25 protein-coding genes are annotated in these 22,657 nt (G+C 65.7%); 21 read left to right on the forward strand and 4 right to left on the reverse strand.

Annotated elements, in window-relative coordinates:
• The first annotated feature begins 5 nt into the window (after positions 1-5).
• From V8U06_RS13320 to V8U06_RS13330, 3 genes are read left to right on the forward strand one after another with little or no spacing between them, the layout of a single operon-like run.
• Complete coding sequence (locus V8U06_RS13320) at positions 6-977, forward strand: FecCD family ABC transporter permease (RefSeq protein ID WP_427141092.1); 972 nt, start codon at positions 6-8, stop codon at positions 975-977.
• Positions 974-1,780 (forward strand): ABC transporter ATP-binding protein, encoded by an 807-nt coding sequence (locus tag V8U06_RS13325; RefSeq protein ID WP_427141045.1) that lies wholly within the window; start codon positions 974-976, stop codon positions 1,778-1,780. The genes V8U06_RS13320 and V8U06_RS13325 overlap by 4 nt, the downstream gene beginning before the upstream one ends.
• Complete coding sequence (locus V8U06_RS13330; RefSeq protein ID WP_427141093.1) at positions 1,780-2,562, forward strand: class I SAM-dependent methyltransferase; 783 nt, start codon at positions 1,780-1,782, stop codon at positions 2,560-2,562. The genes V8U06_RS13325 and V8U06_RS13330 overlap by 1 nt, the downstream gene beginning before the upstream one ends.
• A gap of 33 nt (positions 2,563-2,595) precedes the next feature.
• On the opposite strand, the gene phnF is transcribed toward V8U06_RS13330, so the two are convergent.
• Positions 2,596-3,324 carry a phosphonate metabolism transcriptional regulator PhnF gene (gene phnF / locus V8U06_RS13335; RefSeq protein WP_427141046.1) on the reverse strand — a complete coding sequence of 243 codons (729 nt, stop codon included), beginning with the start codon at positions 3,322-3,324 and terminating at the stop codon, positions 2,596-2,598.
• A 117-nt stretch (positions 3,325-3,441) separates the two neighbouring features.
• On the opposite strand from phnF, the gene phnG reads away from it, so the two are divergent.
• The 14 genes from phnG to phnN all read left to right on the forward strand — a co-directional run bounded on the left by phnG (position 3,442) and on the right by phnN (position 15,792).
• Complete coding sequence (gene phnG, locus V8U06_RS13340; protein ID WP_427141047.1) at positions 3,442-3,918, forward strand: phosphonate C-P lyase system protein PhnG; 477 nt, start codon at positions 3,442-3,444, stop codon at positions 3,916-3,918.
• A gap of 2 nt (positions 3,919-3,920) precedes the next feature.
• Positions 3,921-4,526 carry a phosphonate C-P lyase system protein PhnH gene (gene phnH / locus V8U06_RS13345; protein ID WP_427141048.1) on the forward strand — a complete coding sequence of 202 codons (606 nt, stop codon included), beginning with the start codon at positions 3,921-3,923 and terminating at the stop codon, positions 4,524-4,526.
• Positions 4,527-4,530: 4 nt separating this feature from the next.
• Complete coding sequence (locus tag V8U06_RS13350; RefSeq protein ID WP_427141049.1) at positions 4,531-5,637, forward strand: carbon-phosphorus lyase complex subunit PhnI; 1,107 nt, start codon at positions 4,531-4,533, stop codon at positions 5,635-5,637.
• Positions 5,634-6,518, forward strand: coding sequence for an alpha-D-ribose 1-methylphosphonate 5-phosphate C-P-lyase PhnJ (locus V8U06_RS13355; RefSeq protein WP_427141050.1), 885 nt, complete (start codon positions 5,634-5,636; stop codon positions 6,516-6,518). The genes V8U06_RS13350 and V8U06_RS13355 overlap by 4 nt, the downstream gene beginning before the upstream one ends.
• Positions 6,515-7,291, forward strand: coding sequence for a phosphonate C-P lyase system protein PhnK (gene phnK / locus V8U06_RS13360; RefSeq protein WP_427141051.1), 777 nt, complete (start codon positions 6,515-6,517; stop codon positions 7,289-7,291). Before V8U06_RS13355 ends, phnK begins: the two co-directional genes overlap by 4 nt.
• 2 nt (positions 7,292-7,293) lie before the next feature.
• Complete coding sequence (gene phnL, locus V8U06_RS13365; protein ID WP_427141052.1) at positions 7,294-8,001, forward strand: phosphonate C-P lyase system protein PhnL; 708 nt, start codon at positions 7,294-7,296, stop codon at positions 7,999-8,001.
• Complete coding sequence (locus V8U06_RS13370; protein WP_427141053.1) at positions 7,998-8,612, forward strand: DapH/DapD/GlmU-related protein; 615 nt, start codon at positions 7,998-8,000, stop codon at positions 8,610-8,612. The genes phnL and V8U06_RS13370 overlap by 4 nt, the downstream gene beginning before the upstream one ends.
• A 155-nt stretch (positions 8,613-8,767) precedes the next feature.
• Positions 8,768-9,616: a phosphonate ABC transporter ATP-binding protein gene (gene phnC / locus V8U06_RS13375; RefSeq protein ID WP_427141054.1), complete on the forward strand. Its 849-nt coding sequence runs from the start codon at positions 8,768-8,770 to the stop codon at positions 9,614-9,616.
• 139 nt (positions 9,617-9,755) lie between these two features.
• Positions 9,756-10,661, forward strand: a complete 906-nt coding sequence (phnD, locus tag V8U06_RS13380; RefSeq protein ID WP_427141055.1) for a phosphonate ABC transporter substrate-binding protein — start codon at positions 9,756-9,758, stop codon at positions 10,659-10,661.
• A 139-nt stretch (positions 10,662-10,800) separates the two neighbouring features.
• Positions 10,801-11,763 (forward strand): phosphonate ABC transporter, permease protein PhnE, encoded by a 963-nt coding sequence (phnE, locus tag V8U06_RS13385; protein ID WP_427141056.1) that lies wholly within the window; start codon positions 10,801-10,803, stop codon positions 11,761-11,763.
• Positions 11,764-11,772: 9 nt separating this feature from the next.
• Positions 11,773-13,269 carry a phosphonate ABC transporter, permease protein PhnE gene (phnE, locus tag V8U06_RS13390; protein ID WP_427141057.1) on the forward strand — a complete coding sequence of 499 codons (1,497 nt, stop codon included), beginning with the start codon at positions 11,773-11,775 and terminating at the stop codon, positions 13,267-13,269.
• Positions 13,270-13,362: 93 nt separating this feature from the next.
• The gene (locus V8U06_RS13395; protein WP_427141058.1) at positions 13,363-14,070 is read left to right on the forward strand and encodes a DUF1045 domain-containing protein; all 708 of its coding nucleotides are present in this window, start codon (positions 13,363-13,365) and stop codon (positions 14,068-14,070) included.
• A gap of 1 nt (position 14,071) precedes the next feature.
• Entirely contained in the window at positions 14,072-15,205 is a 1,134-nt protein-coding gene (locus V8U06_RS13400; RefSeq protein WP_427141059.1) for an alpha-D-ribose 1-methylphosphonate 5-triphosphate diphosphatase, read from the forward strand.
• A complete protein-coding gene (gene phnN / locus V8U06_RS13405; RefSeq protein WP_427141060.1) occupies positions 15,202-15,792 on the forward strand; it encodes a phosphonate metabolism protein/1,5-bisphosphokinase (PRPP-forming) PhnN in 591 nt (196 codons plus the stop codon). The genes V8U06_RS13400 and phnN overlap by 4 nt, the downstream gene beginning before the upstream one ends.
• 1 nt (position 15,793) lies before the next feature.
• On the opposite strand, the gene V8U06_RS13410 is transcribed toward phnN, so the two are convergent.
• Positions 15,794-17,236, reverse strand: coding sequence for a cryptochrome/photolyase family protein (locus V8U06_RS13410; protein ID WP_427141061.1), 1,443 nt, complete (start codon positions 17,234-17,236; stop codon positions 15,794-15,796).
• Positions 17,237-17,239: 3 nt separating this feature from the next.
• On the reverse strand, positions 17,240-17,605 hold the full coding sequence (locus tag V8U06_RS13415; RefSeq protein WP_427141062.1) for a YbaN family protein: 366 nt from the start codon (positions 17,603-17,605) through the stop codon (positions 17,240-17,242).
• Between the two features lie 141 nt (positions 17,606-17,746).
• Here V8U06_RS13415 and V8U06_RS13420 point away from each other — a divergent pair, with 141 nt between their 5' ends.
• The 3 genes from V8U06_RS13420 to V8U06_RS13430 are packed head-to-tail and all read left to right on the forward strand — an operon-like array spanning position 17,747 to position 21,509.
• Entirely contained in the window at positions 17,747-18,559 is an 813-nt protein-coding gene (locus V8U06_RS13420) for an N-formylglutamate amidohydrolase (RefSeq protein WP_427141063.1), read from the forward strand.
• Positions 18,556-20,451: a flavohemoglobin expression-modulating QEGLA motif protein gene (locus tag V8U06_RS13425; RefSeq protein WP_427141064.1), complete on the forward strand. Its 1,896-nt coding sequence runs from the start codon at positions 18,556-18,558 to the stop codon at positions 20,449-20,451. Before V8U06_RS13420 ends, V8U06_RS13425 begins: the two co-directional genes overlap by 4 nt.
• A gap of 11 nt (positions 20,452-20,462) precedes the next feature.
• Entirely contained in the window at positions 20,463-21,509 is a 1,047-nt protein-coding gene (locus V8U06_RS13430) for a glutathione synthase (protein WP_427141065.1), read from the forward strand.
• 1 nt (position 21,510) lies between these two features.
• Here V8U06_RS13430 and V8U06_RS13435 read toward each other — a convergent pair whose 3' ends face one another.
• A complete protein-coding gene (locus tag V8U06_RS13435) occupies positions 21,511-21,828 on the reverse strand; it encodes a DUF2934 domain-containing protein (RefSeq protein WP_427141066.1) in 318 nt (105 codons plus the stop codon).
• A gap of 523 nt (positions 21,829-22,351) precedes the next feature.
• Between V8U06_RS13435 and V8U06_RS13440 the strand changes: the two genes are divergently transcribed.
• The gene (locus V8U06_RS13440) at positions 22,352-22,606 is read left to right on the forward strand and encodes a hypothetical protein (protein WP_427141067.1); all 255 of its coding nucleotides are present in this window, start codon (positions 22,352-22,354) and stop codon (positions 22,604-22,606) included.
• Positions 22,607-22,657 lie beyond the last annotated feature (51 nt).

Raw genomic sequence — 22,657 nt, forward strand, 5'->3', positions numbered from 1 at the left:
TCGTGATGCTCATCGCCGCGCTCGGTGTGGGCGCGGCGGTGGGTGAGACCGCCATTCCGCTCGCAACCGTGGCGAAGACTGTCGCGAACCGCCTCTGGCAGGCGGGCCATGCGCTGGATCCCATCGACGAGGGTATCGTCTGGAACTATCGCCTGAGCCGTGCGGTGGTCGCCGCCTGCTGCGGTTCGGCGCTGGCGCTGTCCGGTGTCGTCCTGCAATCCCTGCTGCGCAATGCGCTCGCCGATCCCTATATTCTCGGCATTTCCGCCGGCGCCTCCACGGGTGCGGTGGGCGTCGCGATCCTCGGTTTCGGCGGCGGCATGCTCACGCTGCCGGCCGGCGCCTTCCTCGGCGCGCTCGTCGCGTTCGGGCTTGTCAGCGTGCTCGCCGTCAGGGCCGGGCGGGGTACGAGCGCCATCATTCTGGCGGGGGTCGCCGGCTCGCAGCTGTTCAACGCGCTCACCTCCTTCATCGTCACCAAGGCGGCCAATGCCGAGCAGGCGCGCGGCATCATGTTCTGGCTGCTCGGCAATCTCTCGGGCGCACGCTGGCCGGATGTGTGGCTGGCGCTGCCGGTCGCCCTTGCCGGCCTGCTCGTCTGCCTCTGGCATGCCCGCGCGCTCGACGCCTTCACCTTCGGCACGGAATCGGCCGCTTCGCTCGGCATTCCCGTGCGCCGGGTCTATGTCGTGCTGATCGCCATTTCCGCCCTGATGACGGCCGTCATGGTCTCCATCGTCGGCTCCATCGGCTTCGTCGGCCTTGTCATTCCCCATGCCGCGCGCATGGTCGTCGGCGTGCGCCACGGCCTGTTGCTGCCCGCCTCCGCGCTGATCGGCGCCATCTTCATGATCGCGGCGGACATACTTTCCCGCATCATCATTACCGGTCAGGTCCTGCCCATCGGCGTCATCACGGCGCTGTTCGGCGCGCCGGCCTTCGCGCTCATCCTCAGCCAGAGGAGGTCGGCCCTGTGACGCTGTCCGCAACAGGTCTCCACTGGTCGGCCGGCGGCACGGCCATTCTCTCGGACGTCTCGCTCGACGTGCGCCCCGGGGAATTTCTCGGCATCATCGGCCCCAACGGCTCGGGCAAGACCAGCCTGATGGCGTTGCTTGCGGGCATCCGCAAACCGCAATCCGGCGCGGTGACGCTCGACGGCCGGGCCCTCGCGACCCATGGCCGGCAGGCGATCGCCCGGCGCATCGCCTTTGTCGAGCAGCAGGCTGAAACCACCGAGCGCATCACCGCGCGTCAGGCCGTCGCGCTTGGCCGCACGCCGCATCTCGGCGCGCTGACACCGTGGTCGCGGGCGGACGACGCCATCGTCGATCGCGCGCTGGAGGAGGTGGACATGGCGCATTTCGCCGGCCGGCTGTGGCACACGCTGTCCGGCGGCGAACGGCAACGGCTGCACATCGCCCGGGCGCTCGCCCAGCAGGCGCCGATCCTGCTCCTCGACGAGCCTACCAATCACCTCGACATCGGCCACCAGATCGGCCTGCTCCAGCTCGTGCGCGAGCAGGAGCTGACCGTCGTCGCCGCGCTGCACGACCTCAACCACGCCGCCATGTTCTGCGACCGCATCGCGGTCATGCAGGCGGGCCGCATCGTTGCGCTCGGCACGCCCGCCAGGGTGCTGGAACCACAACGCCTGGCCGACGTCTTCGGCGTCACTGTCGATGTCGAGCGTGACAGCGCGGGCGGCTGCTTCATCCGCTATCGCCAGCCCGAGCCGCGACCGCCGCGTTTGAAGCTCGTCGCCAGCGAGGGAAAATGATGCACGGCGCGGGCTCCAACAGCCACCTCAAGGAAGACATCCGCGACTACTGGTCGGCCCGCTCGCAGACCTTCGACCTTGCCTTCGGCCACCGTATTCCCGAGGGGCCGGAATTCGACGCCTGGGCGGCGGCAATCCGGGACCATCTCGGCCCCGAGCCGCGCCGCGTGCTGGAGCTTGCCTGCGGCACGGGCGAGGTGACGCGACTTCTCCTGTCGCTCGGCCACAGTGTCACGGCGCTCGATTTCTCCGAAGCCATGCTCGCCGTCGCGCGTCGAAAACATGCCGGGGCGCCTGGCTTGCACTTCCTCCTCGCCGACGCGGAAAATCCGATGGAGCCGGACGAAAGCTACGACGCCATCGTCTGCCGACACCTCGTCTGGACACTGACGGCGCCGACCGAGGCTTTTGCCCAGTGGTTCCGCATTCTGAAGCCCGGCGGCACGCTGCTGTTCTTCGACGGCAACTGGGCCACACCTGCGCCCCTTGGCAGGTTGGCAAGCCGCGCCATTGCCTTGCTCGACCGTTTCATCGGCACCGACCCGCACTATGACGGCGCGATGAGCGACCGGCATGCCAGCATCATGGACCGATTGCCTTTCGGCGACGGGCTTACCGTCGAGCGCGTATTGCCCCTGCTGACGGCTGCCGGCTTCCGCGAAGTGTCGGTCGGATCGCACGCGCCCATCGCCAGGGCTCAGCGCCGGACGGCGGATCTGCGCAACACGCTGCGCACACTGCTCTATCGCCGTTTCATTCTGCGCTGCCGCAAGCCGGCCTGACGGCGAAGTGGTGTTGCTCCGGTCGCAAATGCGTCAGGTCTCCGGCTCCACCGTCAGCCTGACGCGGTCGGCGGCAAAGCGGGAGCGGGAAAACTGCACCGGCGTTCCGGCAAGGTCCGTGTTCACCGCCGCCGCGACCAGAATGATCGCACCGGGCGACAGCTTGAGATGTCGCATGTCGTCGCCTTCGGCGTGAATGGCCGAGATTTCAGTCGAGCGCCGCACATAATCGGGCACGCCGAGTTCCTGGAAGGCTGCGGTGATGGACCGCGTCCGCTCGTAGACGGCCGCGATATCCCCGAAACGGTCAGCCGGAAAATAGTGCGTTGCGCGTGAGATCGGACGCTTGTCCGCACTGTTCAGGGTTTCGAGGCGCACGCAGATCGTGCCGATGGGCAGGCCCAGCGCCTCGGCCACGGCGGCAGGCGCAATCTCCGTCGCCGACGCCAGCAGCCTGCCTTCGAGATCGCGCGCCTGGTTGCCGAGCCCTTGCGAAAAGCGGGTGCGGCGGGAGATCGGAAAGCGCAGGCTGTCACGCCGCTCGATGCGCGTGCCGATGCCCTGGATGGGGCGCACGATCCCTTCTTCCACCAGTGCCGCCATGGCGCTGCGCACCGTGTGCCGGTTCACGCCGAAGCGGCCCGCCAGCACCGTTTCCGGCGGCATCATGCCGGTCTCGTCGAAATCGCCATTGTTGATCGCAAGGCGCATGCGGTCCGCGATCTGCCGCCAGAGCGCCACGCCCGATTGCCGTTCCACCATTTTCGCCCCGCTCGCTCCTTTTCCATGCGCCGCTGTCACACCCTTGTCATTCCGGCCGCTTAAGACGAGACTTAGATGTTCGGTTGTCTAGATTAATAGACATTTGGAGATGAGGCAATGACATCAACACAGAAATCCGCCGAGCCGATCGCGAAGGATGCGGCACAGCGGCAGAAGGCGATGGGCCTGCTCGCGAAGGCGAGCCGTGCGGAGTTGCAGGCCGCTTTCGAAGCCCTGGAAAACAAGCCTGCGGTACAGCCGGTGCGCGGCCCGGAAACCGGGCTCGTCATGGTGCGCGGACGCATTGGGGGAGGCGGTGCGCCGTTCAACCTCGGCGAGGCAACCGTGACCCGCGCGAGCATCCGTCTTGAGGATGGCACGGTCGGCCACGGCCAGTCGCTCGGCACGGACGGCGCGAAGGCACAGCTTGCGGCGATCTTCGACGCGCTCTTCCAGCAGCCGGCCCGCAAGACCGAAGTGGACACGCTGCTTGAGACCATCGCGGCGCGCGGCGCCGAAGAGGATGCCGCAAAGGCGCGCCAGACGGCCGCCACCCGCGTCGACTTCTTCACCATGGTTCGCGGAGAGGATTGATCATGTCGAATACGCTCGCCTTTTCCGGCGGCTTCCAGGAACCGGTGTTCCAGGCTCAGGCCGTCTTTCGCACCCTGATGGACGGCATGGCACGGCCCGGCACGATCGGCGAGATCGCCGCCGTCGCCAATCCGCCCAAACCTCTGGGCGCTACGGCCGGCGCCGTCGCGCTGACGCTCTGCGACCATGACACGTCCATCTGGCTCACACCCGCGCTCGCCGCCTCGGCGCTGCCCGGCTGGCTCGCCTTCAACGCCGGCGCGACCATCGCGAGCGAGCGCCAGAACGCCCGCTTCGCCCTCGTGGAAAAGGGCGCGATGCTGCCGAACCTCTGCCTCTTCGCACAGGGCACGCAGGAATATCCGGATCGTTCGACCACGCTGGTCGTCGAGATCGAGGCTTTCGAGGGCGGCCGGCCGCTGACGCTGACAGGACCCGGCATCCGCACGCAGGAAGAGATCGCTCCCGTCGGCCTGCCGGACATGTTCCCGCATTTCTGGTCGGAGAACCGGCAGAAGTTTCCGCGCGGCGTCGACCTCATCCTCGTTGCCGGCGCGAACGTGCTCTGCCTGCCCCGCACCACCATTGTCCGCGTGAAGGAGGCTTGAGACCATGTATGTTGCCGTCAAGGGTGGTGAAGCCGCCATTTCCAACGCCCATCGTCTTCTCGCCGACCGCCGCCGCGGCGACCGTTCGCTGCCGGCCATCGGCATCGACCAGATCGTCGCCCAGCTCGGCCTCGCCGTCGACCGTGTGATGGCCGAAGCCTCGCTCTACGACCGGGCGCTTGCGGCGCTTGCCGTCCGGCAGGCGCGCGGCGACATGATCGAGGCGATCTTCATCCTGCGCGCCTATCGCACGACGCTGCCGCGCTTCGGCTATTCCAAGCCCGTCGAGACGGGATCGATGCTGGTCGAGCGCCGCGTGTCGGCGACCTACAAGGACCTGCCGGGGGGCCAGCTTCTCGGCCCGACCTTCGACTATACCCACCGCCTGCTCGACCCGTCGCTGCTTTCCGATGAAACCGTGGATGCGCCGCTGGAACGCGACGACGCCGGCGAGCCGATCATGCGCGTCTCCGACATCCTTGCCGGCGAAGGCCTCGTCGAGGACGACGGCAGCCTGCCGGAAGGCCATGTGCCCGGGGACATCACCCGCGAGCCGCTGGAATTCCCGCTGGCGCGCGACCTTCGTCTGCAGGCGCTGGCCCGTGGCGACGAAGGTTTCCTGCTGGCGCTCGGCTACTCCACCCAGCGCGGCTATGCCCGCACCCATCCCTTCGTCGGGGAAGTGCGCATCGGCGAGGTCGAGGTGGAACTGGACATGCCGGAACTCGGCTTCCCGGTCTCGCTCGGCCGCGTCCAGGTGACGGAGTGCCAGATGATCGCCCAGTTCAAGGGCTCGGCGAAGAACCCGCCGCAATTCACCCGCGGCTACGGCCTCGTCTTCGGCCAGAGCGAGCGCAAGGCCATGGCCATGTCGCTGGTCGACCGGGCGTTGCGCGCGGACGAGTTCGGCGAGGATATCGTCGCCCCCGCGCAGGACGAGGAATTCGTCATTTCCCATTCCGACAACGTTCAGGCGACCGGCTTCGTCGAGCACCTGAAGCTCCCGCACTACGTGGATTTCCAGGCCGAACTCGACCTCGTGCGCCGCATGCGGCGCGAATACGAGGCCGCGCATGGTCAAAACACCGAACTTCCGGAGGCCGCAGAATGAGCACGGCAGACCTGGCGACCTACAATTTCGCCTATCTCGACGAACAGACGAAACGCATGATCCGCCGCGCGATCCTGAAGGCCATCGCCATCCCCGGCTACCAGGTGCCCTTCGCCTCGCGCGAAATGCCCATGCCCTATGGCTGGGGCACCGGCGGCGTGCAGGTGACGGCGGCGATCCTCGGTCCTGAGGACGTGCTGAAGGTCATCGACCAGGGCGCGGACGATACGACCAACGCCGTCTCCATCCGCGCCTTCTTCCAGAAGGTCGCCCGCGTGGCGGTAACCACGAAGACGCGCGAGGCGACGATCATCCAGACGCGCCACCGCATTCCCGAGGAAAAGCTGACCGCCGGCCAGACGCTCGTCTACCAGGTACCGATCCCCGAGCCCCTGCGCTTCCTCGAACCGCGCGAGACCGAGACGCGCAAGATGCATGCGCTGGAAGAATACGGTCTCATGCACGTCAAGCTCTACGAGGACATCGCCCGTAACGGCCATATCGCCACCACCTATGCCTACCCGGTGAAGGTGGAAGGCCGCTACGTCATGGATCCCTCGCCGACGCCGAAATTCGACAATCCGAAGATGCACATGTCGGACGCGCTCCAGCTCTTCGGCGCGGGCCGCGAGAAGCGCATCTATGCCGTGCCGCCCTATACCGACGTCGTCAGCCTCGATTTCGAGGACCATCCCTTCGAGATCCAGACCTTCGACAAACCCTGCGCGCTGTGCGGCGCGGAGGACGTCTATCTCGACGAAGTCGTGCTCGACGACAAGGGCGGGCGGATGTTCGTCTGCTCGGATACCGACCATTGCGAAGACCGCTGCGCCAAGGGCCATCGCGGCCATCTCGCCTATAACAAGGAGGCTGCCGAATGACCGACACGCCGCTTCTCAAAGTCCGCGACATCTCGAAATTCTACGGCGCGCGCATCGGCTGCCAGAATGTCTCCTTCGATCTCTGGCCGGGCGAGGTACTGGCCATCGTCGGAGAATCCGGCTCCGGCAAGACGACCCTGCTCAACTGCCTTGCCACGCGACTGATGCCGACCTCCGGCGCCGTCGAATACCGCATGCGCGACGGCCAGATGCGCGATCTCTCCCGCATGAGCGAGGCGGAGCGCCGCTTCCTGATGCGCACGGACTGGGGCTTCGTGCACCAGAACCCGGCGGACGGCCTGCGCATGGCGGTCTCGGCCGGCGCCAATGTCGGCGAGCGGTTGATGGCCGTCGGCGAACGGCACTACGGCAATATCCGCGAGACGGCCGGCAACTGGCTGAGCCGCGTGGAGATCAGCGTTGACCGTATCGACGACCAGCCGCGCGCCTTCTCCGGCGGCATGCGCCAGCGCCTGCAGATCGCCCGCAACCTCGTGACGTCGCCGCGGCTGATCTTCATGGACGAACCGACGGGCGGCCTCGACGTCTCGGTGCAGGCCCGCCTGCTCGATCTGCTGCGCAGCCTCGTGCAGGACCTCGGCCTCTCGGCGATCATCGTCACGCACGATCTGGCCGTCGCGCGCCTTCTCTCGCACCGCATGATGGTGATGAAGGACGGCCTCGTCATCGAGCAGGGCCTGACGGACCGCGTGCTCGACGATCCGCGCGAAGCCTATACCCAGCTCCTCGTTTCCTCGATCCTCCAGGTGTAATCATGGCGACCCCGCTCGTTGTTTCCGAAGTGGCGAAGAGCTTCACCATGCATCTTCGCGACGGCATCCGCCTGCCGGTGGTGTCGAACGTCACCTTCTCGGTGAAATCAGGCGAATGCGTCGTGCTGGGCGGCCCGTCCGGCATCGGCAAGAGTTCGCTGCTCAAGATGGTCTACGGCAACTATGCCGTCGACGGCGGCCAGATCCTCGTCGACCACGAGGGCAGGCTGGTCGATCTCGCCACCGCCGATCCGCGCACCATCCTGTCGGTGCGCCGCGGCACGCTCGGCTATGTCAGCCAGTTCCTGCGCACCGTGCCGCGCGTCGCGGCCGTCGATGTCGTCGCCGAACCGCTGACGGCGCGCGGCGTCGATGCAGCGGAGGCGCGGGCGACGGCCGAAACCATGCTTGCCAGGCTCAACCTGCCGCACGAACTCTGGCAGCTTCCGCCCGCCACGTTCTCCGGCGGCGAACAGCAGCGCGTGAACATCGCCCGTGGCTTCATCACCGATCACCGCATCCTCTTGCTCGACGAGCCGACCGCCTCGCTCGACGCGAAGAACCGCACCGTCGTCGTCGGCATGATCGAGGAAAAGAAGGCGGCCGGCGTCGCGCTTCTCGGCATCTTCCATGACGAGGACGTGCGCGAGAAGGTCGCCGACCGCATCGTCGATGTCTCCGCCTTCTCGCCGCGAAAGGCCGCAGCATGACCCGGCTCTCGGAAACGCCGCTCATCCATCCGACGGCCGTCGTCTCCGACACGACGCTCGGCCGCTATACGGAGATCGACGAGAACTGCCGCGTCAGCGAGGCCGAGATCGGCGACTATTCCTACATCATGAACGGCGGTTCCGTCTGGTGCGCGACGATCGGCAAGTTCGCCAACATCGCCGCCTCGGTGCGCATCAACGCCACCAACCACCCGATGTGGCGCGCGACGCTGCACCACTTCACCTACCGCGCCAACGACTACTGGCCGGATGCCGATCCCGAGGCCGACTTCTTTTCCTGGCGGCGCGAACATCGCGTCGTGATCGGCCATGACGTATGGATCGGCCACGGGTCGACGATCCTGCCGGGCGTCACCATCGGCAACGGGGCTGTCATAGGCTCGGGCGCGGTCGTCACGAAGGACGTCGAACCCTACACGATCGTCGGCGGCGTCGCGGCGAAAGTCATCCGCGAACGTTTCCCGAAAAGCATTGCCGAGCGCATGGAAAAACTCGCCTGGTGGGACTGGGATCATGCCCGGTTGCGCACCGCCCTCGACGACTTTCGCAAATTTGACGCAGAAGCGTTCCTCATCCGTCACGGCGGCTGAGGACACCCGTCCGAATGCCGGATTTCCAAGGCTGTGGACTGTTATTTTTCCGACATCGAACTGACATCGCCCCTTCATCAACAGCGTTTAGAGCCAGTCCCGAAAACGACAATGCCCCCTGTTGCTGGCCCCCTGTTGCTGGAAAGAGATCCGCCATGTTCCGACTGAAGAATGTTACCCGCCGCTTCGGGACGCGCGTCGCGGTTGCCGATGTCACCTTCGACATCCCGCAGGGCCAGATGGTCGGCGTCATCGGCCGCTCCGGCGCCGGCAAATCCACCATGCTGCGCATGATCAACCGTCTTGCCGATCCGAGCGAAGGCACGATCCATTTCAACGATATCGACGTATCGGCCCTGCGCGGCGCCGCACTGCGCAACTGGCAGCGCGACTGCGCGATGATCTTCCAGCAGTTCAATCTGGTGCCGCGCCTCGACGTGCTCACCAATGTTCTGCTCGGTCGCCTCAACCATCGTTCGACGGCCCTCAGCATCCTCAATCTCTTTACCCGCGAGGAGCGCATCATGGCGATTGCCGCGCTCGAGCGCCTCGGCATCGAGCAGACCGCGCTCCAGCCGGCCGGCACGCTCTCGGGCGGCCAGCAGCAGCGCGTGGCGATTGCCCGCGCGCTGATGCAGAACCCGAAGATGCTGCTCGCCGACGAGCCGATCGCCTCGCTCGACCCGCTGAACGCGAAGATCGTGATGGACGCGCTGCGCGACATCAACGAACGCGAGGGCATCACCGTCATCACCAACCTCCACACGCTCGATACGGCGCGCGCCTATTGCGAGCGCATCATCGGCATGTCGGCCGGCCGCGTCGTCTTCGACGGCCCGGCGCACGCCCTCGACGCCGATGCCGTGCGCACGATCTATGGCACGGCCGCCGATGGCGCGGAGATCGACGAAAGCCTCACATCCACCGCGATCCGCAACCCGGCGCGTCAGGACAACACCAAGGAATCCGCCGGCCCGACACCGCTGGCACTGGTCGGTCTCTAGAGCAATTCCAGCAAAGCCGTGCAGCGTCTTTGCGTCCGCAATGCGGAACGAACTCTAGAGCCCACCGGGATCGAATGGCCCGCGTGAAGGGTCAGAAACTTTCAAGGCCCGGCGAAGCCGGCCAAACAGGAGAGAGACCATGCTGAAGAACATCCTTCTGGGCGCCGTCGCGCTCATCGCGCTTGCCGGCCAGGTACAGGCCGAAGACCTCAAGGAATTCCGCGTCGGCATCATCGGCGGCGAAAACGAAGCCGACCGCCTGCGCAACTACCAATGCCTCGGCGACCAGCTGAAGGCCGAACTCGGCTTCGAAAAGGTCTCCTTCTTCCCGGCTGCCGACTATGACGGCGTGATCCAGGGCCTGCTCGGCGGCACGCTCGACTACGCCGAACTCGGCGCGTCCGGCTTCGCCAAGATCTACCTCGCCAATGCCAATGCCGTAGAGCCGATCCTGACGACCGTCCAGACCGACGGCTCGACCGGCTACCACTCGATCATGGTCGCCCGCAAGGATTCCGGCATCAGCAAGCTGGAAGACCTGAAGGGCAAGAAGCTCGGCTTCGCCGACCCGGATTCCACCTCCGGCTACCTCGTCCCGCTCGTCACGCTGCCGGAAGCCATCGGCGGCCCGGTCAAGGAATACTTCGCCGAGACCGGCTTCGGCGGCGGCCACGAAAACCTCGTCCTGGAAGTGATGAAGGGCACCTTCGACGCCGGCACGACCTTCGGTTCGGGCGTTGGCGAGTGGAAGGACGGCTACACGTCCGGCAACCTGCACAAGATGGTCGAGAAGGGCATTCTCGACATGAACGACCTCGTCGAACTCTGGAAGTCGCCGCTGATCCCGAACGGCCCGATCGTCGTGCGCTCGTCGATGGAAGCCGACATGAAGGCGAAGTTCAAGCAGTTCATGCTCGACCTGCCGAAGAAGGACGCCGCATGCTTTGCCGCCGTCATGGGCGGTGACTTCACCTCCTTCACGGAAGTCAATGTCGACTTCTACAAGCCGATCATCGACGCCCGCAAGGCGACCATCGGCGGCTGATCGTCGCGATGCATCCGGCGCCGGCCGACATCCTGGCCGGCGCCTTTTGCCGACAGTGCGGACCTGACCTCGACAGGGTGGGGCCCGGCACATCGTCGGCCACCGGAATTGCATAAGAGAACCGCGAGGCGGACAGACCATGGCCATGAACACGCTTCACGACGGCTTCAGCGAGAAGGGCGCGCTCATCGAGCAGCACTTCCAGGAGCTGACCGCGCGCCGCCGCCTCTATACCTGGCTCGGCCTTGCGATCCTCGTGGTCGCACTCACGGGCTCGCTCTGGTTCGCCAACGAGACGAATGCCGGCAAGTTCCTCGATCGGCTGCCCTATTTCTTCGACTTCATCGGCGAGATGGTGCCGCGCGACGGGCTGGAAGTGGTCCGCGCGTTGTTCGACCTGCCTTCGCCCTATGACGACGGAAGCTTCAAGTACAATTACCCCGAGGGACGGCTCTATCTCACAGAAAGCCTCTATGTGCCGGAATACTTCCACAAGATGCTGGAGACGCTGAACATCGCGATCTTCTCCACCGTCATCGGCATGGTCTTCGGCTTCCTGCTGTGCTTCCTCGCGGCCAGGAACCTTGTCGCCAATCGCCTGCTGCGCGGTTTCGTGCGCCGCTTCATGGAAATCCTGCGCGCCTTTCCCGAGGTCGTGCTGGCCGGCTTCTTCCTCGCCATTCTCTCGCTCGGCCCGCTGCCGGCCGTCATCGCCGTGTCGATCCACACGGTCGGCGCACTCGGCAAGCTCTTCTTCGAAGTGGTCGAGAATGCCGACATGAAGGCGGAGGAAGGACTTCGCGCAGTCGGCGCAAGCTGGGTGGAGCGCGTCTGGTTCGGCATCGTGCCGCAGGTCCTGCCGAATTTCATGAGCTATTTCCTGCTGCGCCTCGAGATCAACGTGCGCGCCTCGACCATCATCGGCGCCGTCGGCGGTGGCGGCATCGGCGAGTTGCTGCGCCTGTCCATCGGACAGGGCCATGCGGCAAAAACGCTCGCCATCGTGTCGCTGCTGCTCGTCACCATCGTCGCCGTCGACCAGTTTTCCGCCTGGCTGCGCCGCAAGCTTGTCGGCGACCACGCCTTCAAGCCGGCCCAATAGGAGCGTGCCATGACGACCCTCAATCCCGCACAGATGGATGAGATCGCGGCGCGCCATCCGGCCGTCTTCCATCGCTCGTTCTGGCAGCGTTTTCGCGTCGCCATCATCGCCGGCGGCTTCCTGTTCTACGCGCTCTATTGCTGGTGGTTCTTCGCCATCGGCCACGTGCTCGGCACCGCCAACTGGAACATCGCCGGCACCTATCTGGCCGACTGGGTCTCCTACGAGGTGCGCCCGGAGGTGACGATTGCCGAAGACGGCGCGATGAAACTCACCTATCCGCGCTTCTCCCCGCTCGGCCCGGACGCCAAGCCGGACTGGGTGGAGATCGAGCGCGGCACGATGATCCGCACCGCGCCGGCGGGCACGAGCACCACCGCGAAGAAGCCCGCCTCCATGGGCTTCATGGGATCGGGCGGCGCCGTCGGCGGCTCGGCCGCAGCCGCGGAAGCCGTGGCGACCGCCACCACCCGTCAGGAGGACGTGGTCAAGCGCGCGAAGATCACGCTGAACGCCTCCACGAGCGTCGAGGTGGTGCCGGAACGCGTGACGGTCCAGCACGCCGGAGAGACGCTGGTGGTCGATCTCGACCGCTCCGGCATGACGGTCGACGGCACGCTGCCCGATTGGGCGACGCAGAAGGCGCCGGGCGAGAAGATCACCCTTTCCTTCGGCTTCGCCGGATGGGGCGAGATCGAAGCCGACGACATCAGCATCCGCAGGCGTTTCCTCGGCTGGGCGAACTTCCTGTTCGACACGAATTCGCCCTTCCACGGCAAGCCGGCCTCCGAGATCGCTTCGCTGATCACCTCGGGCGAACGCATCGATCCGAAACAGTCGAACCTGTCGCTGGCCTGGAACAACATCCTCTACAATGCGGAATGGCAGCATCTCGATGTGTGGACCAAGCTGCTCCAGACCATCGTCATGGCTTTCGTCGGCACGCTCTTCGCCATGCTGCTGGCATTCCCGCTCGCCTTCCTTGCCGCCCGCAACATCACGCGAAGCTGGCTTTCCAATCAGGTGACGAAGCGGCTCTTCGACTTCCTGCGCTCGGTCGACATGCTCATCTGGGCGCTGTTCTTCACCCGCGCCTTCGGCCCGGGACCGCTCGCCGGCATGTCGGCCATCTTCTTCACGGATACCGGCACGCTCGGCAAACTCTATTCCGAGGCCCTCGAGAACATCGACGACAAGCAGCGCGAAGGCGTCAAATCCGTCGGCGCGGCGCCCATCGCGGTGCAGCGCTATGGCGTGCTGCCCCAAGTCATGCCCCTCTTTGTCTCCCAGGCGCTTTATTTCTGGGAATCGAACACCCGTTCTGCAACGATCATCGGCGCGGTCGGGGCAGGGGGGATCGGTCTCAAGCTCTGGGAGGCGATGCGCACCAATTCCGACTGGGAGAACGTCGCCTACATGGTGCTCCTCATCCTCGCCGTGGTCTTCGTCTTCGACGGCATATCGAATGCGTTGCGCTCCCGTCTGATGGGCAAGCCGGCGCATTGATCTCGCGATGGCGGCATGATGCTGCCACACGAATCCCTTCATGATCCGGCGCCGCCTTCAGCGGCGTCGATGGACTTTTACAGGAATGAGCCCGTGCGTTACGCCCTCTACTTCACGCCGTCCGCAAGTGACCCTCTGACCCTTGCCGCCCAGCGCTGGCTGGGGCGCAATGCGTTTACCGGCGCCGCGCTGGAGCAGCCGGTTGCAAGCGGCTTCGACGCCGCGACGCTTGCCGGCCTGACCGCGGATCCGCGCCGCTACGGTTTCCATGCCACCCTGAAGGCTCCCTTCACGCTCGCCGAAGGCCGCAGCGAAGCCGAGCTCCTCGCCGAGATCGGCCGCTTCGTTTCGGCGGCAGACCCCTTCGACATCCCCGAAGTCGTCGTCGGCCGCCTCGGCTCCTTCTTCGCGCTGGTGCCGGGCGATCATTGTGAACCGCTGCAGGCTTTCGCCGGCGAAGTGGTGCGCCGCTTCGAGCGCTTCCGCGCGCCGCTGACCTCGGCCGACATCGCCCGCCGCAAGCCGGACGAACTGACCGCGGACGAGCGCCAGAACCTCGTGCAATGGGGCTACCCGTATGTCTTCGACGAATTCCGCTTTCACATGACGCTGACGGGCCGCGTCCCGGTCGAGCGCCGCGATGCCGTCGAAAGGGCACTGCTCGATCATTTCGCCGAGTTTCACGGCCGGCCGCTGCCGGTCGCCGGCCTCGCGCTCTTCCGCGAACCCTCGCGCGGCGCCGATTTCACCATTCATTCGCTCTTCCCGCTCGGGGGAGCCGCCAACAGAAAGACCGCCTGACATGACCCGCGAAACCGTTCTTTCCAATGCCCGTATCGTGCTTGAGGACAGGGTCCTCGACGGCACGCTGGTTCTGCGCGACGGCCTTATCGCCGACATTTCCGAAGGCGCGTCCGCTGCCGGCGAGGACATGGAGGGGGACTTTTTCCTGCCCGGCCTCGTCGAATTGCACACCGACCATCTCGAAGCCCACTATTCGCCGCGTCCCGGCGTGCGCTGGGGCCTGACGGCCGCGATCCAGGCGCATGACGCCCAGGTCGTCACATCGGGCATCACCACCGTCTTCGACTGCCTGCGCATGGGTTCGGACGAGGACGGCGGCTTCGAGAAGGGCGAGATGCGCTCCATGGCGAATGCCATTGCCGAGGCGCAGGATGACGACCGCCTGCGCGCGCAACACCTCATTCATCTGCGCTGCGAAGTATCGACCAACAACGTGCTCGACCACTACGAGGAATTCGAGGACGACCCGCTCGTCCGCCTCGTCTCGCTGATGGATCACGCCCCCGGCCAGCGCCAGTTCCAGACAATGGAACAGTACATCCTCTACTACAAGAAGAAGCGCGGCCTGACCGACGACGAGTTCGCCGCCTTCTGCAAGCGCCAGCAGGACCTTTCCGCCCGCTATGCCAAACCGCATCGCGACGCCATTGCCGCCTCCTGCGCCGCCCGCGACATCTCCGTCGCCAGCCACGACGATGCGACGCTGGAACATGTCGAGGAAGCCATCGGCTATGGCATCCGCCTTGCCGAATTCCCCACCAGTTTCGAGGCCGCCAAGGCCTCGCACGGCGCTGGCATGAGCGTGCTGATGGGCGCGCCGAACATCGTGCGCGGCAAGTCCCATTCGGGCAACATCGCCGCTCGCGACCTTGCGCAGATGGGCGTGCTCGACGTGCTGTCCTCCGACTACGTTCCGTTCAGCCTCATGCATGCGCCCTTCATCCTGGCCGACGAGGGCATGGATCTGCCGAAGGCGATCGCGATGGTGTCCACCACGCCCGCCCGCACCGTCGGCCTCGATGACCGCGGGGCCATCGCGAAAGGCCTGCGCGCCGATCTCGTGCGCGTGCGCCGTCCCTCCGGCGTTCCCGTCGTACGCTCGGTCTGGCGCCAGGGCCGGCGGGTGGCATGACCATGGAGGCACGGCCGTTGCCGGCATCGACCGGCACGATGATCGTCGTGGTAGGGCCGAGCGGCGCAGGCAAGGACAGCGTCATGTCCTATGCCGCACGTCACTTTGCCGACGAGGCCCGCGTGGGGTTCGTGCGCCGTGTCATCACCCGTCCGGCCGATGCCGGCGGGGAGGCGCATACCGCCATCGATGCGGACGGGTTTCGCAGGCAGGCAGCCGGCGGCGGCTTCGCCGTCTCCTGGGACGCGCACGGCCTTTCCTACGGCATTCCGCGCGAGACGCTGGCGCAGCTGGCGGAGGGCGTGACGCTCGTCGCGAATGGCAGCCGCTCCGCGCTGCCGGCCTTTGCCGATGCCTATCCGCGCCTCAAGGTCGTTCTCGTTACCGCCCGGCCCGACATCCTCGCCGCACGCCTTGCCGCCCGCGGCCGCGAGAGCGCCGAGGCCATTGCAAAGCGGCTGGACCGCGCCACGCCGGAAATCGTCGTCGCCGCCGACACCGTCGTCATCGACAACAGCGGCCCGTTGGAGGCGGCGGGGGAGGCCCTCGTTTCCCTGCTGACCGCAGCGCTCGTGCGCAGCGATTGAATCAGTCGTTTTTCAGGGATTTGTAAGCGGCAAGAGCGCGCTCGCGCGCCTTGCCATGGTTCACGACCGGCTTGGGATAGGTTTTCCCAAGCACGATCCCGGCGTCCATCAACGCGCTTTCGGGAGCATCGAAGGGCTTGTGGATCCAGGCGGCATCCAGCTTTTCCAGTTCGGGCACGAAGGTGCGGACATAGGCGCCATCAGGGTCGAATTTTTCGCCCTGCAGGATCGGATTGAAGATGCGGAAGAAGGGCGAGGCATCGGCGCCAGACCCCGCCACCCATTGCCAGTTCGCCGGGTTCGAGGCCGCATCGGCATCCACAAGCGTATCGCGGAACCATCTCTCGCCGCGCCGCCAGTCGATCATCAGGTGCTTGATGAGAAAGGAGGCGGTGATCATGCGCACGCGGTTGTGCATCCAGCCGTGTTTCCAAAGCTGTCGCATGCCGGCATCGACAATCGGATACCCGGTCATGCCTCGCGTCCAGAGCCGGAAATGCGTCTCGCCCGTTTCCCAGGGAAAGCCGTCGAACCGCGCGTTCCAGTTTTTCTCGGCGAGCTCCGGGAAGTGGAAATGCAGGTGATGGCAGAATTCCCGCCAGGCCAGTTCCTTGCGGAAATGGATCACATCGTCCGCAGGTGCCTTCAGGCCACGCGTTGCATGCCAGACGCGGGCAGGGGAGATCTCGCCCATCGCCAGATGCGGCGACAGGAAGGACGTCGCGTCGATCGCCGGCCGGTCGCGGTCCGCCTTGTAGCCGCCGATCGCATCGTCGACGAAATCGTCGAGCCGTTCGCGCGCCGCATCCTCTCCCGGTGTCCAGATCTCCGCAAAGGACGCCGCCCAGTCCGGCTTTTCCGGCAGCAACGCCCAATCCGCCAGATTTTCCGAGCCGGGCGGCCTGGCCGGCGACGACAGCCGCTCCGGCGCATCGACCGGTTCATGCGGTTCGCCCTCCCGCTCCAGCGCCCGCCAGAAAGGCGTATAGACCCGATAAGGCTTCTTCTCGCCGGTCAGGAGACGCATCGGGTCGTGCAGCAATTGCCCGGCAAAACTCTTTGCGGCGATACCCCGCGCCTTCAAGGAAGCCTTGATGTCCTTGTCGATGGCGATGCCCGGCGGATCGTGCCGACGGTTCCAATAGATCGTGTCGGCGCCGGTTTCCCCGATGAGGCTGTCCAGCACGTCGCAGGCTGCCCCGCTGCGCAGGATGAGCGGCGCACCGAGCGCATCCAGCCGCCGGGCGAGGGAAGCCAGCGAATGGTGCAACCACCAGGCTTGCGCCGCGCCGAGGGGGCCCGTGCCGGCGGCTTCAGGCTCGCGGATATAGAGGGCGACGATGGGACGTTCCGTTTGTGCCGCGGCGGCGAGGGCCGCGTTGTCGTCGGTGCGCAGGTCCTTGCGGAACCAGACGATGACGGGTGCCTGCTGCTGTTGTGCCATGGCTCAATTCCCTTTCGGCAGGGGTCGCGTCGCGATGAAGAGGGCGCTTGCCAAGAGGATCAAGGCGACGACCGCGGCCAGCAAAAGCGAAGGCTGCACCCGATACCAGAAGAAACCGTAGCTGGCGGCGATCAGGCTGAGCGCGACCACCTTCGTGCGCGCGGAGATCGCGCCCTCGCGTTTCCAGTTGGCGAGAGGCGGTCCGAGCGTGCGGTGGTTCAGGAGCCAGGCTTCGAGGCGCGGCGAAGAGCGGGAAAAGCACCAGACGGCGACGAGCAGGAACGGCGTCGTCGGCAGCAGCGGCAGAAAGACGCCGATGATGCCGAGCGCCGTCATCAGCAGGCCGGCCAGCATGTAGATCGGGCGCACTTGGGTCCTCGTCGAAAGATGCCTCGCCCGATCAGATAGAGTGCTTTGTCGCCGCCTCCAAGGGGCCAGGGCGTCGCGGCGTGTGGAACGAACATCTTCGCCGGGCATTCCTGCGGAACCGGAACAGACGGGATGCAGCGGATGACGGACGAAAACGGACAGGTGGACGAGCATATCTGGTGGACCGTGCAGCGCGGCGCTTCGCCCGTCGTCGGCACGGCCATCCATGACGGCCATGCCGTGCGACCCGGCCTCCTCGACAAGATGGCGCTCGACGCCCGCGAACGCCTGCGGGAGGAGGATCCGTTTACCGGCGAGACCATTGCCGGCCTCGCCAATCGCATCGTTTTCCATCGCTCCCGCTTCGAGGTCGATATCAACCGCGCCCGCGACGGCGCGATCTATCTGACTCCGGAGCAGGCATGGGGTCTGAAGGTCTGGCGGTCGCCGCTATCCGAGACCGAGATCGGCGATAGCCTCGGCATGCATGATGCCTATTACGACATGCTCGAAAACCACCTGCGCGGCGTTGAAGCGCAGCACGGCCGCTTCGTCGTGCTCGACATCCACAGCTACAACCACCGGCGCGCCGGACCGGCCGCACCACCGACAGAGCAGAACGCCGCACCCGATATCAATATCGGCACCGCCTCCATGGACAGAACGCGATGGGCACCCGTTGTCGATGCCTTCATGGCCTTTGCGGCCGACTTCGACTTCCTCGGCCGCCGGCTGGACGTGCGCGAGAACATCGCCTTCCAGGGGCGCGGCGAGCAGACACGCTTCGTCCATGAGCGCTTTCCTCAAAACGGCTGCGCCATCGCCGTGGAGTTCAAGAAATTCTTCATGGACGAATGGACCGGCACGCCCGACTGGCAGGCCATCGCCGCGCTGCAAGCGCTCCTGACCGCCGCCGTGCCGATCCTTGAACGGGCATTGCGGGAGGTCGAATGACCAGAGAAAAATCCGCACGTAACCCGCCTGCGGCGAAAGCGAAATCGCTCCCAGAGGAGGTGATTGCGGCGCTTGCGGCCGGCAAGCCCGTGCGCCGGGAGCTGGACGGTGGCCGGCTGCACATCGACCGCCCACTGCCGTTCCTGTGCCTCTACATCGGCGATCCCGAAGCCCACATCGTGGCGCGCGAAGTGGCGGCGGCCAACGCCTCCTATCTGCTTGCCCGCACTGTCGAGGATGCCTTGCCCCTGATCGCCTCCATTGCCGAGGCACTGCGCAAGCAATGCGGCGCCTTCGTGCTGCTCGACGTGGACGAATTCCAGCGCGACCGGCTGCTCTCCGGCGATGCCCCCTTCCTCCAGCCATTCGAGGTGATGCTGTCCGCGCCGGACGGAAAGGCCGGAGCGAGCGCGATGGCGGCCTTCGAGACGGCGGTGGAGGCGTTCGAGACGCGTTTCCGGACGCCACGGGTCGAGACCTGCACGGCAAGCGACGATCCCTGCGCACGACCGGAGCTACTTTCCCTGAAGCTTCCCCTGCTGACGCTGCGCTTCGCGCCGATCTATCGCGTGACCGGCTCGGACGCGATCTACCCCGACCTGCGCGAGCGCCTCATCGACAACTTCCTCGACGCCGGCCTGCAGGCCCTGACGGCTTTCCTCGAAGCGGAGGGTTTTCCGAAACCGGCAACCTACCGCGCCTTCGGCCGCAAGGCGTTCATCGATGCGGTCGAGCGCGCGGACCGGGGCATGGACGACGTCGCGTCGAGTTTCGACTTCCTTCTCGCCGTAACCCCGATCAATGCCAATGCCGCCTGGCAGGAGTTCAAGGCAAACCGCTTCGACCGGCCGCCGCGTTTCCTCTATCGGCCGCTGAGCCTTCTGGTGGAACGGGAGAAGCGCCGCCTCTATGCCATCGCGCTCGACCGGCTGGAAGATCCGGTCCTGCATCAGATCTACCGCGAGAAGCGGCAGGAACTCGATCTTCAGCTGACGCTCATCGCCGAGCGCGAAAGGGCGCGCTTCGTCGAGTTCGGCCGTGCGCTCTATGGCCCAGTCGAGCCGTCCCTGCTGAAAGCGGCCTCAGAGGTTCTCGACGGCACCACCAGGGCACAGCGCATGCCGCCCCGCACGCCCGATGACGAGGATGTGGTGGATTGCTTCCATGTCGAGCGGCGTGCCCGCGCGATGATGATGTCCTACCATCAGCGCTATGACGGATTCGATGCGGCCATCGAGCTGCGCGACGACGTGCCGGCGGGCCTGCTCGTCTCCGGACCGCGCCTCCTGATCTCCCGACGCACGCGCATGATGCGCCAGCGTGTCGATGCCCTGCTCAGCCACGAAGTCGGGGTGCACCTTCTCACCTATTTCAACGGCTCGGCGCAGGGCTTGCGCGTCTTCCGCACCGGCCTTGCAGGCTATGAAGGCATGCAGGAAGGACTTGCGGTCTTCGCCGAGTTCCTGGCCGGCGGTTTCACGCCGGAGCGGTTGCGGCTGCTTGCCGCGCGCGTCGTCGGCTGCGACCTGATGCTGGCAGGCGCGTCCTTCGTCGAAGGCTTCCGCCACCTGACCCGGCAGCACGATCTCGATGCGGAAACCGCCTTCGGCCTGCTGTTGCGCGTCTTTCGCGGCGGCGGGCTTGCCAAGGACGCGATCTACCTGCGGGGTCTCCTGTCGCTGCTCAGCCATCTGAAGGCCGGTGGTGCGCTCGATCCGTTCTGGATGGGCAAGATCGCCGCGATCCATTTCAGCGTGATGGAGGAACTCGGCGTGCGCGGCCTGCTGAAGCCGCCGGTCCTCCGCCCGCTGTGCCTCGAAACGGAACGCGGACGCGCGCGGCTGGAGCGCGCCCGCACCGGCCTGTCACCCCTTGCCATGCTCGAAGCTTGAGGAGAGCAACCATGCGTATCGCCTTTTTCGTCAATTCGATCGAGGGGGAAACCCCGACCTACACCACCACCGCGCTCGCCATGGCGGCGCTCTCGCGGGGGCACGACATCTGCTACCTGACGCCCGGTGACTTCGTGCTTCGGGCGGACGACAGCCTCAATGTGTGCGGCCGCCTTCTGCCCGGCAAGCGCTACAAGAAGGCGGAAAGTTTCCACGCGGCCCTTCAGGGCGACGAAACGACGGTGGAGACGATGGACGTGCGTGACGTCGACGTGCTGTTCCTGCGCAACGATCCTTCGCTCGATGCCGAGGCAAGGCCCTGGGCGGCCCATGTCGGCGCGATGTTCGGCCGGTTGGCGAGCGCCCGCGGTACGATCGTCGTCAACGATCCGGACGGTCTCGCCCTCGCGCAGAACAAGCTTTACTTCCAGGCATTTCCGCAGGCCGTCCGGCCGGAAACGCTGATCTCCAAGAGCATCGATGAAATCCGCGCCTTCATCGACATGCACAAGGAGGGCGTGATCGTGAAACCCCTGCAGGGCTCCGGTGGCAAGAACGTCTTCAAGATCGGCTCGCCGGACGAAGCCAATCTCAACCAGATTTTCGAGGCGGTGAGCGGGGAAGGGTACCTGATCGCCCAGAACTATCTGCCGGCGGCGAGCGAAGGCGATATCCGCCTCTTCCTGATGAATGGCCGTCCGCTTGTGCGCGACGGCAAATATGCCGCGATCCGGCGCGTGCCGGCAAAGGGCGAGGTGCGCTCCAACATCCACGCCAGCGGCACGGCGGCCCCCGTCGAGATCACGCCCGACATTCTGGCCATTGCCGAGATGGTGCGCCCGAAACTCGTCGAGGACGGCATGTTCCTGGTCGGCCTCGATATCGTCGGCGACAAGATCCTGGAGATCAACGTCTTCACGCCGGGCGGGTTGAGCACGATGTTCGATCTCTACGAGGCCGATTTCGCAGACAGCGTCATCGCCGCGCTGGAGGAAAAGGTCGCCCAGCGCGACGCCTATGCCGGCGCCATCGCCAACCGGACGCTCGCAACGCTGTAGGTCAGATCGGCTTGCTGTTGACCGCCTTGGCCGATTTCGCCTTCGCGACGGCCTTGGCGGTAACCGGTTTTTCCGCTTCCGCCTTCTTCTTCGGCTTGGCAGAGACGGTCTTCGTGGCCTTCGCGTCAGTGGAGATGTCGATCAGCGGCTTCTTTGCGCCGATCGGCTTGACGTCGTCGACAAGCGCCACGCGCTCGAACTCGTCGCGCTCGCGCACCGCCTGTTCCCAATGATCGCCGTCATGCCCGTGAGGGCGGCCGGCCTCTTCCCAGAGCGTGTAGGCCCGCTTGCTGATCCATTCCCGTCGCGCATCCGTCATCATTGACCCCCGTTCGGTGTGAATTGACGCCGTGCCGGAAATGCCGCGGGCAGGAACCGGAACACGAAACTGACTGGAGGCCGGGAACAATCGACCGGCTGTCCAGATATTCGGCGCACCTTGCGCTCCCGGCAGTGCCGCAGCGGAGCAGGTCTGCTTCATGCGATTCGCAAGGTCTAGAATGCGCTTGAAACGAAGGGGCAGCAAGCAGGGCCAGGCGCGACAGAATGCCGGCTTTCGCGAATGGTAAGGAAAATCATCCCGTCTTTTGCGGCAAATCGGCTCAATTTTGGAAAAGTTTCATGCCCGCGGGTGGACAGCGCCGTTCCCGCCAACGTATTGTCCTGATGAAAGAATCCTTCAGGATGGACGACGATATCGAGAGGCAGCGCGTTTGACAGCAACAAGGCAACAGGATCGACCGTTTCACCGGGCCTTCCGCCTTCTTTGCACTGCGCTCACCTGTCTTTTGCTGTTGATATCGACGCTCACGGCGTCCTCCACCGCCGCCGCTCCAGCCAAGATGCTTCGATATGGCACGCACAAGACTGCGAGCGCTCCTTCGACGGCCGGTGAGAAGGACATCCGCAAGCGCACCGTCGCCGGCAAGATGACGGTGCAGGACGGCCCGGGCGTCGATCTTGCCTGCCTTCCGGCGCAAACCGTGCTTCGCCTCCATGCCGCCCCTGCCGCCATCGCCATGGTTCTGCCGTTCCGCTCCGGCACGGGCTCGCTCGACACACGCGGGGCCCGTGCCCCTCCGCCGATTTTCGCCTGACGGCCGCCTCGATCGATCCGGATCGCGCGCGGCTTCCCGATACCGCCGGCT

The organism is Shinella sp. G-2 (assembly GCF_050172695.1).
In the GTDB taxonomy this organism is placed as follows: Bacteria; Pseudomonadota; Alphaproteobacteria; order Rhizobiales; family Rhizobiaceae; genus Shinella.

Bases quoted from the DNA above. Each gene is read 5' to 3' on its own strand.
- V8U06_RS13400 (WP_427141059.1), top strand. From the start codon at position 14,072: ATGACCCGCGAAACCGTTCTTTCCAATGCCCGTATCGTGCTTGAGGAC.
- V8U06_RS13420 (WP_427141063.1), top strand. From the start codon at position 17,747: ATGACGGACGAAAACGGACAGGTGGACGAGCATATCTGGTGGACCGTG.
- V8U06_RS13440 (WP_427141067.1), top strand. From the start codon at position 22,352: ATGCTTCGATATGGCACGCACAAGACTGCGAGCGCTCCTTCGACGGCC.
- phnH (WP_427141048.1), top strand. From the start codon at position 3,921: ATGTCGAATACGCTCGCCTTTTCCGGCGGCTTCCAGGAACCGGTGTTC.
- phnD (WP_427141055.1), top strand. From the start codon at position 9,756: ATGCTGAAGAACATCCTTCTGGGCGCCGTCGCGCTCATCGCGCTTGCC.
- V8U06_RS13355 (WP_427141050.1), top strand. From the start codon at position 5,634: ATGAGCACGGCAGACCTGGCGACCTACAATTTCGCCTATCTCGACGAA.
- phnE (WP_427141057.1), top strand. From the start codon at position 11,773: ATGACGACCCTCAATCCCGCACAGATGGATGAGATCGCGGCGCGCCAT.
- V8U06_RS13370 (WP_427141053.1), top strand. From the start codon at position 7,998: ATGACCCGGCTCTCGGAAACGCCGCTCATCCATCCGACGGCCGTCGTC.
- V8U06_RS13425 (WP_427141064.1), top strand. From the start codon at position 18,556: ATGACCAGAGAAAAATCCGCACGTAACCCGCCTGCGGCGAAAGCGAAA.
- phnN (WP_427141060.1), top strand. From the start codon at position 15,202: ATGACCATGGAGGCACGGCCGTTGCCGGCATCGACCGGCACGATGATC.
- phnG (WP_427141047.1), top strand. From the start codon at position 3,442: ATGACATCAACACAGAAATCCGCCGAGCCGATCGCGAAGGATGCGGCA.
- V8U06_RS13435 (WP_427141066.1), bottom strand. From the start codon at position 21,828: ATGACGGATGCGCGACGGGAATGGATCAGCAAGCGGGCCTACACGCTC.
- phnC (WP_427141054.1), top strand. From the start codon at position 8,768: ATGTTCCGACTGAAGAATGTTACCCGCCGCTTCGGGACGCGCGTCGCG.
- phnK (WP_427141051.1), top strand. From the start codon at position 6,515: ATGACCGACACGCCGCTTCTCAAAGTCCGCGACATCTCGAAATTCTAC.
- phnE (WP_427141056.1), top strand. From the start codon at position 10,801: ATGGCCATGAACACGCTTCACGACGGCTTCAGCGAGAAGGGCGCGCTC.
- V8U06_RS13330 (WP_427141093.1), top strand. From the start codon at position 1,780: ATGCACGGCGCGGGCTCCAACAGCCACCTCAAGGAAGACATCCGCGAC.
- V8U06_RS13350 (WP_427141049.1), top strand. From the start codon at position 4,531: ATGTATGTTGCCGTCAAGGGTGGTGAAGCCGCCATTTCCAACGCCCAT.
- V8U06_RS13320 (WP_427141092.1), top strand. From the start codon at position 6: ATGCTCATCGCCGCGCTCGGTGTGGGCGCGGCGGTGGGTGAGACCGCC.
- V8U06_RS13410 (WP_427141061.1), bottom strand. From the start codon at position 17,236: ATGGCACAACAGCAGCAGGCACCCGTCATCGTCTGGTTCCGCAAGGAC.
- phnF (WP_427141046.1), bottom strand. From the start codon at position 3,324: ATGGTGGAACGGCAATCGGGCGTGGCGCTCTGGCGGCAGATCGCGGAC.
- phnL (WP_427141052.1), top strand. From the start codon at position 7,294: ATGGCGACCCCGCTCGTTGTTTCCGAAGTGGCGAAGAGCTTCACCATG.
- V8U06_RS13430 (WP_427141065.1), top strand. From the start codon at position 20,463: ATGCGTATCGCCTTTTTCGTCAATTCGATCGAGGGGGAAACCCCGACC.